Here is a 14307-nt window from a genome sequence, read left to right on the forward strand (position 1 = left end):
CGGCGTTCGCGGGAGACACGGAACCCGGTGTCGGCGGCGCCGGCGAGTGATATGCAGCGAGGCGGCCTATGGCCCTTGCGATTGCCCTGGTCCTGATCATCCTGTTGGCGGTGGGGTTTCACTTTGCCAGTCCGTGGTGGATCACGCCGATCGCATCGAACTGGGTGCGCATGGACGACATGCTGACGATCACGCTCGTCATCACCGGTGCATTCTTCGTCGCCATCAACCTGTTCATCGTCGTCGCACTGGTGCGCTATCGGCACCGCAGCGGGCATCGCGCGGCCTACGAGCCGCACAACCGCCGGCTGGAATGGTGGCTGATCGGCCTGACCGCGATCGGCGTGGCGGCGTTGCTGGCGCCGGGGCTGTTCGTCTACGCGGACTACATCCGGCCGCCGCGCAACGTGCTGCAGATGGAAGTGCTCGGCCAGCAATGGCAATGGCGTTTCCGTTTCGCGGGCCCCGGCGGCAAGCTGGGCACGACGGACGTGCGCTACATCAGCAACGACAACCCGTTCGGCCTGAACCCCGCCGACCCCAACGGCCGTGACAATTACCTGATCGAGACGCCTGAGGTACACCTGCCGCTCAACCGGCCGGTCCAGGTGCTGACGCGCTCGCGCGACGTGCTGCACGATTTCTACGTTCCGCCGTTCCGGGCGCGGATGAACATGGTGCCGGGCATGGTGACCACCTTCTGGTTCACGCCGACCAGGGCAGGGCGCTACGACATCCTGTGCGCGCAGCTCTGCGGGATCGGGCACTCCGGCATGCGCGGCGTGGTGGTCGTGGAAGACGAAGCCGCGTTCTCGCGCTGGCTGGCGCAGCAGACCACCTTCGCGCAGCAGCAACTCGCCCACGTGCAGGCAACCCCCGCCGCTGCCGGCGGCGGCGCGCACGCACTCGCCGAACTGGGCAAGACGCTCGCGGCGGCCAAGGGCTGCGTCGCCTGCCACACCGTGGACGGCAGCCCGCTCGTGGGCCCGACCTGGAAGGGACTGTACGGCAAAACCGAAACGATGGCCGACGGCAGCACCGCGAAGGTGGACGAAGCCTATCTGCGCGCGTTCATCCGCAATCCGGCGGCGCGGGTCGTGAAGGGGTTCTCGCCGATCATGCCGCACTTCGACCTGAGCGACCAGGAACTGTCCGCACTGGTGGCGTACATCGAGGCGCAAGGCGGGCCGCCTCCGGCCGGTACCGCGGCCAGGCAATAGCGGAGCAGAAACCATGACCTACGCGCACGGCGACCACGCCCCGCAGAGCTTCTGGACCCGCTATGTCTGGAGCCAGGACCACAAGGTCATCGCGGTGCAGTATGCGATGACGGCCATCGCGATCGGGCTGGTCGGCCTCGTATTGTCCGACCTGATGCGGCTGCAGCTCGGCTTCCCGGGCAAGTTCGCGTTCATCGACGCGAACCACTACTACCAGTTCGTCACGATGCACGGGATGATCATGGTGATCTACCTGCTGACGGCGCTGTTCCTGGGCGGCTTCGGCAACTACCTGATCCCGCTGATGCTCGGCGCGCGCGACATGGTGTTCCCGTTTCTCAACATGCTGAGCTACTGGGTCTACCTGCTGGCCGTGCTGGTGCTGGTGGCGAGCTTCTTCGTGCCGGGCGGGCCGACCGGCGCGGGCTGGACGCTGTATCCGCCGCAGGCCATCCTGCCGGGCACGCCGGGCGTCGAATGGGGCATCGTGCTGATGCTCGTGTCGCTGGCGATCTTCATCGTCGCGGCGACGATGGGCGGCCTGAATTACGTGACCACCACGCTGCAGGCACGCACGCGCGGCATGACGCTGATGCGCATGCCGCTCACGGTGTGGGGCATCTTCATCGCGACCATCATGGCGCTGCTGGCGTTTCCGGCGCTGTTCGTGTCGGCGGTGATGATGCTGTTCGACAGGACGCTCGGCACCAGTTTCTTCGTGCCGGCCGTGGTGTCGATGGGGCAGACGCTCACGCATGCCGGCGGCAGCCCGCTGCTGTTCCAGCACCTGTTCTGGTTCTTCGGGCATCCGGAGGTCTACATCGTCGCGCTGCCGGCCTTCGGCATCGCATCGGACCTGATCAGCACACACGCGCGCAAGAGCATCTTCGGCTACCGGATGATGGTGTGGGCCATCGTCGTCATCGGCGCGCTGAGCTTCGTGGTCTGGGCGCACCACATGTTCATCGCCGGCATGAACCCGTATTTCGGTTTCTTCTTCGCCACCACCACGCTCATCATCGCCGTGCCGACCGCCCTCAAGGTCTACAACTGGGTGCTGACGCTATGGCGCGGCGACATCCACCTGACCGTGCCGATGCTGTTCGCCATCGGCTTCATCAGCACCTTCGTGCTGGGCGGGCTGACCGGGCTCTACCTCGGCAACGTGAGCGTGGACATCCCGCTGTCGAACACGTATTTCGTGGTCGCGCACTTCCATATGGTGATGGCCGTGTCGCCGATCCTGGTGGTGTTCGGCGGCCTCTACCACTGGTACCCGAAGGTGACGGGCCGCATGCTCGACGACACGCTCGGGCGCGCGCACTTCTGGATCACCTTCGTCGGCACCTATGCGATCTACTTCCCGATGCACTATCTCGGCATCCTCGGCATGCCGCGGCGTTATTACGCGTACCAGGGCTACAGCTTCATCCCGCATTCGGCGCAGACGCTCAACACGTTCATCACCGTCGTCGCGCTGATCGTCGCGGCCGCGCAGTTGCTGTTCCTGTTCAACCTGGCGTGGAGCCTCGTGCACGGCCGGCGCGCCGACGGCAACCCGTGGCGGGCCACCACGCTGGAATGGCAGACGCCGCAAACGCCGCCCGCGCACGGCAACTGGGGCGCGGCGCTTCCCGTCGTCTACCGCTGGGCATACGAATACAGTCCGCCGGGGCAAGAGGAAGATTTCGTGCCGCAAAACCAGCCGCCCGCGACGGTGCCTGAACCGGCCCACCCGGCGCTTCACCCCGGCGAGGCCCACGAATGACCACGCTGCCGCGCCTCTTCGTTCACGACGCGCGACCCGGCTCGCCGAATGCGGGCCGCACCGGCCTGATCGTCTTCATGGCGGTCGCGACGACGTTGTTCTCGCTGTTGCTGCTCGCCTATGCGATGCGCATGCGCGAGCCCGACTGGCAGCCGATCCCGCATCCGGCGCTGCTGTGGTGGAACACCGGCGCGCTGGCGCTGGCCAGCGTCGCCATGCAGCGAGCCCGGCAACCGGCCTTGCACCGCACCGCGTGGCTCGTGTGCGGCGGCGTGCTGGCGGCCGCGTTCGTGGCCGGGCAACTGACCGCCTGGCACCTGCTGTCGGCTGGCGGGCAGACCGTTGAGGTCAATCCGTCGAACAGCTTCCTCTACCTGCTCACCGGCCTGCACGGATTGCATGTGCTGGGCGGGCTGGCGGCGTGGGCGGTGACGATCGCGCGGCTCCGGCGCGCGGACCCGTTCCGGGCCCGGCGCGTCATCGATCTGTGCGCGCTCTACTGGCATTTCCTGCTCACGGTGTGGCTCGTGCTGTTGGCGGCGATGTGGTGGCTGACCCCCGGGATCGTCGCCGCCGTCTGCGGGCCGTTGTATGGAGCTGCGCCATGACCGCGCCCACGGCCCCCACCGGACCCGCCGCCGGTTCGCCCGCGGCCCCGCCTGCCGATGCGTCATCTGCCGACACCCGGCCCGACGGCTGGCGCGGCATCGTCACGGACTGGTCGGCCGATCGTGAAGTCTTCAAGGTGCCGTGGGGCAAGGCGATGATGTGGATCTTCCTGCTGTCGGACACGTTCGTCTTCAGCAGTTTCCTGATTGGCTACATGACGGTGCGCATGTCGACCACGGCGCCGTGGCCCGATACCGCGAAGGTGTTCGGGCTCAGCGTGGGCGGCGTGGAGGTGCCGTTGCTGCTGATTGCGATCATGACGTTCACGCTGATCAGCAGCAGCGGCACCATGGCGATGGCCGTCAACTTCGGCTACCGGCGCAACGCGAGGCCCGCCGCCGCGCTGCTGCTGGCGACCGCGCTGCTGGGCGCCACCTTCGTGTCGCTGCAGGCGTTCGAATGGAGCAACCTGATCTTCCGGGAAGGCATCCGCCCGTGGGGCAATCCGCTGGGCGCGGCGCAGTTCGGCGCGTGCTTCTTCACGATCACCGGGTTCCACGGCTTTCACGTGACCTGCGGCGTGATCTACCTGCTGCTGATCGCACGCAGGATCCTGCAGCCGGGGTTCACCGAACACGGCAACTTCCAGATCGTCGAGATCGCCGGCCTGTACTGGCACTTCGTCGACCTGGTGTGGGTGTTCATCTTCGCGCTGTTCTACTTGTGGTGAGGCAGGCCATGGACCATACCGATCCCGCCGATCGACCCGACGCCGCGCACGGCCAGCAGCATCCGATCGGCCTCTACCTGAAGATCTGGGGCCTGCTGTTCGTGCTGAGCACGTTGTCGTACCTGGTCGACTATTTCAACGTGCAGGGCCTGTTGCGCTGGGTACTGATCGTCGTGCTGATGATCGCCAAGGCCGGGCTGATCGTGTCGGTCTTCATGCACATGATGTGGGAGCGGCTGGCGCTGGTGTACGCGATTCTCGTGCCGCCGCTGTGCCTGCTGGTGCTCATGGTGCTGATGGCGGCCGAGGCGCATCACACGTTCGGGATGCGGGAATTGTTTTTTCGCTGATTCCTTCGCAAGGCGGTTCGCAGGGGATGAACGTGTCGCGGCGCGACGGGCACGGTGACGGGCCGCGGTTGTGCGCCGGGCGGCGTCGTGGCGTCGAAGGAGCCGGTCATCCGGCCACGCAAACATCGAGGAGGGCAAGATGAAGTTTTCACGCCGACGTTTTATTGCTGCCACCACCGTTCTGGCATCCGCGCTGGCCGTTGGGCGCCGCGCGGCCGCGGCAGATGCCGCGGCCGGTGCCGGTGCCGTGCAGGAAACGGATGCAAACGCCCAGGCCCTCGGCTACAAGACGGATGCAAGCCGGGTCGACCATGCGAAATTCCCGAAATTTCAGGCGGGCGAGGCTTGCGCGAATTGCCAGTTCTTCCAGGGCAAGACCGGTGCGCCGATGGCGCCGTGCGCCATTTTCGGCGGCAAGCAGGTCAATGCGAAAGGCTGGTGCGGCGCTTACGCGAAAAAGGCGTAGCAGGGCAGGGGCGAGCGGGTGGCCGGGATACGTGATGCCCGGCCCTCCATGACTGATCGGACTCGAGCCACGCGCCCGGCGCGACGCGAAATCCGGATGGCAGGCAAGGGTCAGAGATCGCCGCGCACTTCACCGGTTCCCAGCGCGGTCCGCTGCCGGTTGACTTCCGCCCAAAGCGCGTCGCTGTCGTCATTGCGCAACTGGACCATCCAGTCCAGTTGATCGTCGGTCACGTCGAAGTATTCCAGGATTTCCCGGCGAACCCCATCGACGAACTGCGCGAATTCCGGGGTTGCCTGGGCCTGCGCGTGCAACGCGTCGTATTCCGCGTCGTCCGCGCCGCCGCCGTGCTCGTCGATGTAGCGCGAGATCCACTGGTCTATTTCGCGGTCGTAGTCGGCTTCGGCGCGCATCGCTTGCACGGCCGTGTAGAAATCCAGTTCGGCAAACGCGGCGATCGCCGCCGTTGTCGCCTCGTCGAAGGTAGTCGTCATTCCATCTCTCATGTTGGTCAGCGCGCATCATCGCACGGGCTGCACCCGGGCAGGTACGTTGGATCCGGATGGCGCAACACACGGCTTGTGTGCCGAAGTCCGACCCGGGCAACGGCACCATTTTCGGAAGGGGGATGCCTCCGCCGGATAGCTCGTCGGCGGTATGTTACCGGCTCGAAACGACCCGGAGCGGTCAGCCGGTCGACACGGAATCATCGGCTGCTGGAAATCACGTCGCTCATGTATTGATTCAGGTCGCGAAAATCCTGAACGGTCCAGGCATGCGGCGCCAGCTTGACGCCGTTCTCCCGCAAGGTTCTCGGAATCAGGTCCCCGTTCGGGCGAAGTATTACCGATGAAACGATGACGCCTGGATAATCATGGAGCCGCTTCTTGAACGCGGCAGTCGTGAGGTCGGGCGTGGGGGGATTGCTTTTTCCGGCCAATGGCCCGGTGCCCTTGATATCTGCGCCATGGCACATCGCGCATCTCTGTATGAAGAGATTTTTTCCGTTGATGTTTTGCGAGAAGGCGAGTGAAGGCTGAGTCAACACCCACGCTCCCAGCGAAGTGATGAGCCATGTTCTTGCTTTCATTTTCCTTGTCGTATCACGCGGATTGCCCGGCCGGGGAGTATAAACGCGTTATCGCGGAATGGGCCGCGCCTCCAACCGCCATCCCATGCCGCCCTCAGGGTCGTCATGGAAAACTGTATGAATGTACAGTATAGTGTCCGTCGAAATCGGGCCGCACAGGTGCAACCCTTGCGGCGCGTGCGCCGCGCCTGCGGGCATCCGCCGCAGCGTTCCGGCACCGGGCACTCTGGTTAACTCATTCAGACGGGCAGGCAAATTGTCATCCAGCAATCTGATCCGCATTCGCGGAGCACGTCAGCACAACCTCAAGAACCTCGATCTCGACCTGCGCACCGGCGAGATGACGGTCGTCACCGGCCCGTCGGGCTCCGGCAAGTCGAGTCTCGTGTTCGACACGCTGTACGCGGAAGGCCAGCGGCGCTACGTCGAGACGTTCAGCGCGTACGCGCGGCAGTTCCTCGACCGGATGGACCGCCCGCAGGTCGAGCGGGTCGACGGCGTGCCGCCCGCGATCGCGATCGACCAGACCAACCCGGTGCGCAGTTCGCGCTCGACCGTCGGCACGATGACCGAGTTGAACGATCACCTGAAGCTGCTGTACGCGCGCGCGGCCGAGCTGTTCGACCGCAAGACCGCGCGGCAGGTGCGGCACGACACGCCGGAGACGATCTACGCGGAGCTCGTCGCGCGCACGCAGGCGGACGATCCGCGCGTCGTCGTCACGTTCCCGGTCGAGCTGCCCGAAACGGCGTCCGATGAAGAAGTCGCGCAGTGGCTGTCCGCGAGCGGTTACACGCGCGTGCAGGCGCAGCGCGAGGTCGCGTCGCCCACCGGGCCGCGCAAGGTGCTCGACGTGGTGGCCGACCGCTTCCGCGTGCAGCAGGCCGACAAGGTGCGCGTGGTCGAGGCGATCGAGGCGTCGCTGAAGCGCGGCGGTGGCCGCGTGAACGTATACGTGCTGGCCGCGGACGCGGAAAACGCAACGGCCGAGCCGTTGATCTGGCGCTTCTCCACCGGGCTCCACGATCCCGACAGCGACCTGCGCTACGCGGAGCCGCAGGCGGCGCTGTTCTCGTTCAATTCGGCGTACGGCGCATGCGAAACGTGCCGCGGCTTCGGCCGCGTGATCGGCGTCGATCTCGGCCTCGTGATTCCCGACGCGCGCAAGACGCTGCGCGGCGGCGCGATCAAGCCGATGCAGACGCCCGCGTGGAAAGAGTGCCAGGACGACCTGATGCGCTACGCGGCGAAGGCCGGCATCCGGCGCGACGTGGCGTGGTCCGAGCTGTCGGACGCCGAGCGCGACTGGGTCGTCAACGGTTCGCCCGACTGGAACGGCAAGTGGCAGAGCCAGTGGTACGGCGTGAAGCGCTTCTTCGGCTATCTCGAGTCGAAAGCGTACAAGATGCATATCCGCGTGCTGCTGTCGAAATACCGCAGCTACACGCCGTGCGACGTATGCGGCGGCGCGCGCCTGAAGACGGAATCGCTGCAGTGGCGGCTCGGCTCGAAAGAGAACGCCGACGGCGTGCTCGCGCCGGCCGGCCGCTTCATGCCGCGCGGTGTCGACTGGAGCCGCGCGCAGCTCGAGGCGCTGCCGGGCCTGACGGTGCACGACCTGATGCTGCTGCCGATCGAGCGCATCCGCCGCTTCTTCGACGACATCAGCCTGCCGAGCGCGCTGCTCGACGACGCATTGAAGCTGCTGCTCGCCGAGGTGCGCACGCGCCTGAAATACCTGTGCGACGTCGGGCTCGGCTACCTGACGCTCGACCGGCAGAGCCGCACGCTGTCGGGCGGCGAGGTGCAGCGGATCAACCTGACGACGGCGCTCGGCACGTCGCTCACGAAAACCCTGTTCGTGCTCGACGAACCGAGCATCGGGCTGCATCCGCGCGATCTCACGCGGATCGTCGAGGCGATGCAGCGGTTGCGCGACGCGGGCAATACGCTGGTGGTGGTCGAACACGATCCGTCGGTGATGCTCGCGGCCGATCGCCTGATCGACATGGGGCCCGGCCCGGGCGAGCGCGGCGGCACGATCGTCTATGACGGCACGCCGGCCGACATCCGTTCGGCGCACACGCTGACGGGCGAGTATCTCGGCGGCCGCAAGCAGGTCGCGCATGCGTCGAACTGGGCGCGCCGGGTGGTCGACGCGAATACGCCGCGCATCGTGCTCGAAGGCGCGAGCGAACACAACCTGCGCGACGTGACGGTCGAGATTCCGCTGCAGCGGCTCGTCTGCGTGACGGGCGTGTCGGGGTCAGGCAAGTCCACGCTGCTGCAGGACGTGCTCTATCCGGCGATGGCGCGGCACCACGGCAAGGCGACCGAGTCGCCGGGTGCGTACCGCAGCCTCACGGGCGCCGACCAGGTGGGCGACGTCGTGTTCGTCGACCAGTCGCCGATCGGCAAGACCACCCGTTCGAACCCGGCGAGCTACGTCGGCGCGTTCGACGAGATCCGCAAGCTGTTCGCGAAGGCGCCGCTCGCGCTGCAACGCGGCTACGGCGCCGGCACGTTCAGCTTCAACTCGGGCGACGGCCGTTGCCCGACCTGCGGCGGCTCGGGTTTCGAGCACATCGAGATGCAGTTCCTGAGCGACGTCTACCTGCGCTGCCCGGACTGCGACGGCAGCCGCTACCGCGCGGAGATTCTCGAAGTGCGCATCGAGCGCGACGGCCGCGCGCTGAGCATCGCCGACGTGCTCGATCTCACCGTCAGCGAAGCGGCCGCGTTCTTCGCGACCGACGCCGAGGTGCTGCGCGTGTTGCAGCCGATCGTCGACGTCGGTCTCGAATACGTGAAGCTCGGCCAGCCGGTGCCGACGCTGTCGGGCGGCGAAGCGCAGCGCCTGAAGCTGGCCGGCTTCCTCGCCGAATCGGCGGCGGCCGTGAACGGCCGCCGGGTCGTCACGGAAGAGGCGCGCATCGCGCGGGCGAAGCTGTTCATGTTCGACGAGCCGACCACCGGGCTGCACTTCGACGACATCGCGAAGCTGATGCAGGCGTTCGGCAAGCTGCTCGCGGCCGGCCATTCGCTGATCGTGATCGAGCACAACCTCGACGTGATCCGCGCGGCCGACTGGCTGATCGATCTCGGCCCGGAAGGCGGTGACGGCGGCGGCCTCGTGCTGTGTGCGGGCACGCCCGACGACGTGAAAGCCTGCGCCGAATCGCATACCGGCGTGGCGCTGCTGCAGTACGAACGCGCGATGGACGCCGACATGGCGCTCGCCGACGAAGGCAAGCCGCTGCAGGCCGTGCTGAACGCGGCGCGCGAGCGGCGTGCGATCGAAGGCGAGGACGTCGTGCGGATCGTCAACGCGCGCGAGCACAACCTGAAGGCGCTCGACGTCGACATTCCGCACGGCAAGTTCAACGTGATCACCGGCGTGTCGGGTTCCGGCAAGTCGACGCTCGCGTTCGACATCCTGTTCCACGAAGGCCAGCGCCGTTACCTCGAATCGCTGAACGCGTATGCGCGCTCGATCGTGCAGCCGGCCGGCCGCCCCGAGGTCGACGCGGTGTACGGCATCCCGCCGACCGTCGCGATCGAGCAGCGGCTGTCGCGCGGCGGGCGCAAGAGCACGGTCGCGACCACGTCCGAGGTGTGGCACTTCCTGCGGCTGCTGTACGTGAAGCTCGGCCTGCAGCATTGCATCCACGACGGCACGCCGGTCACGTCGCAATCCGTCGAATCGATCGCCGCGCAGTTGCTGCGCGATCATCGCGGCGAACACGTCGGGCTGCTCGCGCCGCTCGTCGTGAACCGCAAGGGCGTGTATACGGATCTCGCGAAGTGGGCGAAGGCGCGCGGCAGCACGCATCTGCGCGTCGACGGCGAGTTCGTGCCGGTCGATCCGTGGCCGAAGCTCGACCGCTTCCGCGAGCATACGATCGAGCTGCCGGTCGCCGATATCGTCGTGTCCCCCGACAACGAAGCCGAACTGCGACGCGTGCTCGACGAGACGCTCGAACTCGGCAAGGGCGTGATGCATCTGCTCGCGCCGCTCGACGGGCTGCACGACGCGATGCAGAACGATCATTCGACCGCGCGGGTCGGCACGGTCAAGGTGCTGTCGGTCAAGCGCGCGTGCCCGGTGTGCGGCACGAGCTACCCGGAGCTGGACCCGCGGATGTTCTCGTACAACAGCAAGCACGGCTGGTGCACGACCTGCGTCGGCACCGGCGTCACGCTCACGCGCGAACAGCGCGCCGCGTATGACGACACGGTGCTCGCCGGGGACGATCGCGGCCGCGAGCAGACGCTGCCGTCGGACGAACAGGAACCGGAAGGCGTCGGCAACGAGCCGTGCCCGGATTGCAACGGCACGCGGCTGAACCCGTCCGCGCGGGCGGTGACGTTCGACGCGCATCCGATCGTCGAGGTCGCGCAATGGACGGTGTCGGACACGCGCCGCTGGATCGACGGGCTGGAGCTGACGGGGCGCGACGCGCAGATCGCGCGCGACATCGTCAGCGAGATCGGCAGCCGCCTCGCGTTTCTCGAGGAAGTCGGGCTCGGCTACCTGAGCCTCGATCGCGCGGCGCCGAGCCTGTCGGGCGGCGAAGCGCAGCGCATCCGGCTCGCCGCGCAGCTCGGCAGCAACCTGCAGGGTGTCTGCTACGTGCTCGACGAACCGACGATCGGCCTGCATCCGCGCGACAACCAGATCCTGCTGGATGCGCTGCGCAAGCTCGGCGACAAGGGCAACACGCTCGTCGTCGTCGAACATGACGAGGACACGATCCGCCGTGCCGATCACATCATCGACGTCGGCCCGGGCGCGGGCAAGCGCGGCGGCACGCTGGTCGCCGAGGGCGCGGTCGCCGATCTGGCCGCGCAGCCGAATTCCGTGACGGGCCGCCTGCTCGCGCAGCCGATGACGCATCCGCTGCAGCCACGCCGCAGCGTGAGCCTGCCGGGCAGGAAGGGCGGCGCGGCCGTGCCGGAAGCCTGGCTGACCGTGCACGGCGCGCGGCTGCACAACCTGCGCGACGTCACGGTCGGCATTCCGCTCGCGCGGCTCGTCGCGGTCACGGGCGTGAGCGGTTCGGGCAAGTCGACGCTCGCGCGCGACGTGCTGATGACGAACCTGCTCGACGCGGTCGGCCGCTCGGTGCTGTCGTCGCCGGCCACGCGCCGCGCGCGCAAGGCCGCGCAGCAGGACGCGCCGGCCGCCAACCGCCGTTCGAGCGTGCTCGCGCGCAGTGCGCCGCGGCCGTCGCTGAACGTCACGCATGCGTGGCAGGGCTGCGAATCGCTGAGCGGCTGGGAGCAGATCGACCGCGTGCTCGAAGTCGACCAGACGCCGATCGGCAAGACGCCGCGCTCGTGTCCGGCCACCTATATCGGCGTGTGGGACACGATCCGCAAGCTGTTCGCCGATACGCTGGAAGCGCGTGCGCGCGGCTACACGGCGTCGCGCTTCTCGTTCAACACCGGCGACGGGCGTTGCCCCGCATGCGAAGGGCAAGGCGTGCGCACGATCGGGATGAGCTTCCTGCCCGACGTGAAGGTGCCGTGCGACGTGTGCCACGGGCAGCGTTTCAACCCGGAGACGCTCGCCGTCACGTGGCGCGGCCGGAACATCGGCGACGTGCTGACGATGGAGATCGACGAGGCGGTGGAGTTTTTTGCGCCGATCTCGAACATCGCGCATCCGTTGCAGCTGATGAAGGATGTCGGCCTCGGCTACCTGACGCTCGGCCAGCCGTCGCCGACGTTGTCGGGCGGCGAGGCGCAGCGCATCAAGCTCGTCACCGAGCTGACGAAGGTGCGCGACGACATCACGCGGCGCGGCCAGAAGGCGCCGCACACGCTGTACGTGCTCGACGAGCCCACGGTCGGCCTGCACATGGCGGACGTCGCGAAGCTGATACGCGTGCTGCACCGGCTCGTCGATGCGGGGCACAGCGTCGTCGTGATCGAGCACGACCTCGACGTGATCGCGGAAGCCGACTGGATCATCGATCTCGGGCCGGAAGGCGGCGTGGGCGGCGGCACGATCGTCGCGGCGGCGCCGCCGGAAGCGCTCGTGCAGGTGCGCGCGAGCCATACGGGGCAGGCGCTCAAGCCGGTGCTCGCGCGAACGGGCACGGGCACGGGCGAAGGGGAAGCCGAGCGCGAGGGAGAAGCGCGGGTCGGGTGAGCGCGACACTTCGTGTTGACGGCACCGGTGCCAGGGGGATTGCCTCCTGGCTAACGGGCTCGGTTCTGTTCTTTCAAGCCGTGGGGTAATGGCTCCGGTGTGGCGCCGTTACCCCGCTTCCGATGCGCGAAGCCTCGCGCTATCGGAGCTTCGTTTTCTGGTGTAGACCGGCGCCATTCCTGCATGCGGCGCCGTCAGGTCTGTCGATCGCTCGCTCGATTGCGTGCCCGTCAGTTGAAACATATCCCCCACGCGTTTCTGCGCTGTCGCATCCATTGCGTGATCGGGTTCGGCTGCGCGTCGAATCGTTGCGCCAGAGCGGCCAGCGTCCGCTTGCCTTTGGCGTTTCAAGTGCAGCACCTTTGCATCGAACCCCGTCGGGTGTGACGGTCGGGTTCTCTTCTTCATCGTCCAGGTTTCCGGGCCGCATTATCGCGGGCGCATGAATCGCACGTTCCCCTTGTGCGACTGCCCGGGTTTGTACGGCCACGCCTGAATCAATCTCGATTTTCATTATGTGTGCACGCGCTATCTGTTTTGATGCGCGCGTCATATCCATAGAAGAAATGACTGCAACGGGTCAGTCGCACGTTCTCCATAATCGACATCCGAGATTGCCTGCCTGTTCGACGCTTTTTCATGAAAGTTTGAATCCGGTCAGCCCGGCCATTCGCGAGGTTGAGTTCGATGTCTCGTTTCCTTTTTTCGATCCCCGATAAAAAACCGATCGCCAAAGAGGTGAACGCGCGCGTTCCGGTCGATGGTGCCGTGCCGGTCGTACGTCATGCCTGTCGACAGGCGGATCGGGCAGATCCCGGGCCGACAGCGCGCGGCGCGTGTACCACCAGACAGACCCAATGACGAAGGATACGAAAGTGAGCAACGTCCGCATTGATCACATTGCCTTCCTGACACCGGGCAATTACGCCGGTGAAGACGCGGCGGCGGGATTCGAGCAGACGCTCGAACTGTTCAGCGCGGGCGAGGCGCTCGGTTACGACAGCGCGTGGGTGCGGCAACGTCATCTCGAGCGCGCCGTGTCGTCGGCCGCCACGTTTCTCGCGGCGGCGAGCCAGCGCACGACCCGGATCGGATTGGGCGCCGCGGTCATCCAGATGGGATACGAGAATCCGTTCCGGCTGGCCGAGGATCTCGCCACCGTCGACGTGCTCTCGCGCGGGCGGCTCAATGTCGGGCTCAGCGCGGGCGCGCCGAATCACGGCGCGCTGCTGGGCGAGCGGCTGTTCGACACCGATCCGGATCTCGTCGACTTCTCGCATGCGCGTGTGGCACGCCTGCGCCGCAATCTCGCCGGCGACTGGCTCGGCGACGACGACACGTTCGTCGAATCGGCTGCGGGGCGGGTCAGGCCTCGCGTGAGCCCGTTTGCGCCGGGCCTGACGGGGCGACTCTGGTACGGGGGCGGTTCCAGGCGCTCGATCGAATGGGCCGCCAGGAACGGGTTCAACCTGCTGATCGGCAATATAACCACGGGCGAGGGCACCGATAGCCATATCGACGCCCAGTTGCGGCAACTGGATCTGTATCGCGACCATTGGCATGAAGCTCACGAACCGCGGATCGCGCTGGGGCGTGTGATCGTCCCGACCGACGGCGCGAGCGCGAAGGAGCGCGAACGCTATCGCGCATTTGCCGACGCGCGCCACGCCCGCACGCTGGCGCCGCAGGGCGAGCGGCGCACGCTGTTCGCGCCGGATCTCGTCGGCAGCTCGGACGAGATCGTGGAGCGGCTGCTGGCCGACCCGGTGGTCGGGCAGGTGCGGGAGCTGCGCCTCGAATTGCCTTACGACCTGCCGTTCGAGAACTACCGGCAGATCCTCGACGATTTCATCACGCGTATCGCCCCGGCACTCGGGTGGCAGCCGGTTGACCGACGCGAGCCCGCCGCGGCCTGAT

At 67.0% G+C, this 14307-nt stretch carries 10 protein-coding genes; 8 read left to right on the forward strand and 2 right to left on the reverse strand.

Annotated features, from left to right (window positions below):
• The first annotated feature begins 68 nt into the window (after positions 1-68).
• The 6 genes from L810_RS01390 to L810_RS01415 all read left to right on the forward strand — a co-directional run bounded on the left by L810_RS01390 (position 69) and on the right by L810_RS01415 (position 5143).
• Positions 69-1220 (forward strand): c-type cytochrome, encoded by a 1152-nt coding sequence (locus L810_RS01390; RefSeq protein WP_021156554.1) that lies wholly within the window; start codon positions 69-71, stop codon positions 1218-1220.
• A 13-nt stretch (positions 1221-1233) separates the two neighbouring features.
• The gene (gene ctaD, locus L810_RS01395; protein WP_021156555.1) at positions 1234-2988 is read left to right on the forward strand and encodes a cytochrome c oxidase subunit I; all 1755 of its coding nucleotides are present in this window, start codon (positions 1234-1236) and stop codon (positions 2986-2988) included.
• Positions 2985-3596: a cytochrome c oxidase subunit 3 gene (locus tag L810_RS01400; RefSeq protein WP_021156556.1), complete on the forward strand. Its 612-nt coding sequence runs from the start codon at positions 2985-2987 to the stop codon at positions 3594-3596. Before ctaD ends, L810_RS01400 begins: the two co-directional genes overlap by 4 nt.
• Complete coding sequence (locus tag L810_RS01405) at positions 3593-4327, forward strand: heme-copper oxidase subunit III family protein (protein ID WP_021156557.1); 735 nt, start codon at positions 3593-3595, stop codon at positions 4325-4327. Before L810_RS01400 ends, L810_RS01405 begins: the two co-directional genes overlap by 4 nt.
• Positions 4328-4335: 8 nt before the next feature.
• A complete protein-coding gene (locus tag L810_RS01410) occupies positions 4336-4677 on the forward strand; it encodes a cytochrome C oxidase subunit IV family protein (protein ID WP_021156558.1) in 342 nt (113 codons plus the stop codon).
• A 139-nt stretch (positions 4678-4816) separates the two neighbouring features.
• Positions 4817-5143: a high-potential iron-sulfur protein gene (locus tag L810_RS01415; protein WP_021156559.1), complete on the forward strand. Its 327-nt coding sequence runs from the start codon at positions 4817-4819 to the stop codon at positions 5141-5143.
• Positions 5144-5253: 110 nt separating this feature from the next.
• On the opposite strand, the gene L810_RS01420 is transcribed toward L810_RS01415, so the two are convergent.
• Both L810_RS01420 and L810_RS01425 read right to left on the reverse strand, forming a co-directional pair.
• Positions 5254-5637 (reverse strand): hypothetical protein, encoded by a 384-nt coding sequence (locus L810_RS01420; protein WP_042972776.1) that lies wholly within the window; start codon positions 5635-5637, stop codon positions 5254-5256.
• A 212-nt stretch (positions 5638-5849) separates the two neighbouring features.
• A complete protein-coding gene (locus L810_RS01425; protein WP_042972777.1) occupies positions 5850-6233 on the reverse strand; it encodes a c-type cytochrome in 384 nt (127 codons plus the stop codon).
• A 256-nt stretch (positions 6234-6489) separates the two neighbouring features.
• Between L810_RS01425 and uvrA the strand changes: the two genes are divergently transcribed.
• Together uvrA and L810_RS01435 are read left to right on the forward strand one after the other, a co-directional pair.
• On the forward strand, positions 6490-12390 hold the full coding sequence (gene uvrA / locus L810_RS01430; RefSeq protein WP_021156561.1) for an excinuclease ABC subunit UvrA: 5901 nt from the start codon (positions 6490-6492) through the stop codon (positions 12388-12390).
• An 875-nt stretch (positions 12391-13265) separates the two neighbouring features.
• Positions 13266-14306 carry an LLM class flavin-dependent oxidoreductase gene (locus L810_RS01435; protein ID WP_021156563.1) on the forward strand — a complete coding sequence of 347 codons (1041 nt, stop codon included), beginning with the start codon at positions 13266-13268 and terminating at the stop codon, positions 14304-14306.
• Position 14307: the final 1 nt, after the last annotated feature.

The sequence above is a fragment of the Burkholderia sp. AU4i genome (assembly GCF_000466765.1).
Lineage (GTDB): Bacteria > Pseudomonadota > Gammaproteobacteria > Burkholderiales > Burkholderiaceae > Burkholderia > Burkholderia cepacia.

What these genes read in the sequence shown, in the direction of transcription:
- L810_RS01390 (WP_021156554.1), top strand. Translation starts at nt 69, where the DNA reads ATGGCCCTTGCGATTGCCCTGGTCCTGATCATCCTGTTGGCGGTGGGG.
- ctaD (WP_021156555.1), top strand. Translation starts at nt 1,234, where the DNA reads ATGACCTACGCGCACGGCGACCACGCCCCGCAGAGCTTCTGGACCCGC.
- L810_RS01400 (WP_021156556.1), top strand. Translation starts at nt 2,985, where the DNA reads ATGACCACGCTGCCGCGCCTCTTCGTTCACGACGCGCGACCCGGCTCG.
- L810_RS01405 (WP_021156557.1), top strand. Translation starts at nt 3,593, where the DNA reads ATGACCGCGCCCACGGCCCCCACCGGACCCGCCGCCGGTTCGCCCGCG.
- L810_RS01410 (WP_021156558.1), top strand. Translation starts at nt 4,336, where the DNA reads ATGGACCATACCGATCCCGCCGATCGACCCGACGCCGCGCACGGCCAG.
- L810_RS01415 (WP_021156559.1), top strand. Translation starts at nt 4,817, where the DNA reads ATGAAGTTTTCACGCCGACGTTTTATTGCTGCCACCACCGTTCTGGCA.
- L810_RS01420 (WP_042972776.1), bottom strand. Translation starts at nt 5,637, where the DNA reads ATGACGACTACCTTCGACGAGGCGACAACGGCGGCGATCGCCGCGTTT.
- L810_RS01425 (WP_042972777.1), bottom strand. Translation starts at nt 6,233, where the DNA reads ATGAAAGCAAGAACATGGCTCATCACTTCGCTGGGAGCGTGGGTGTTG.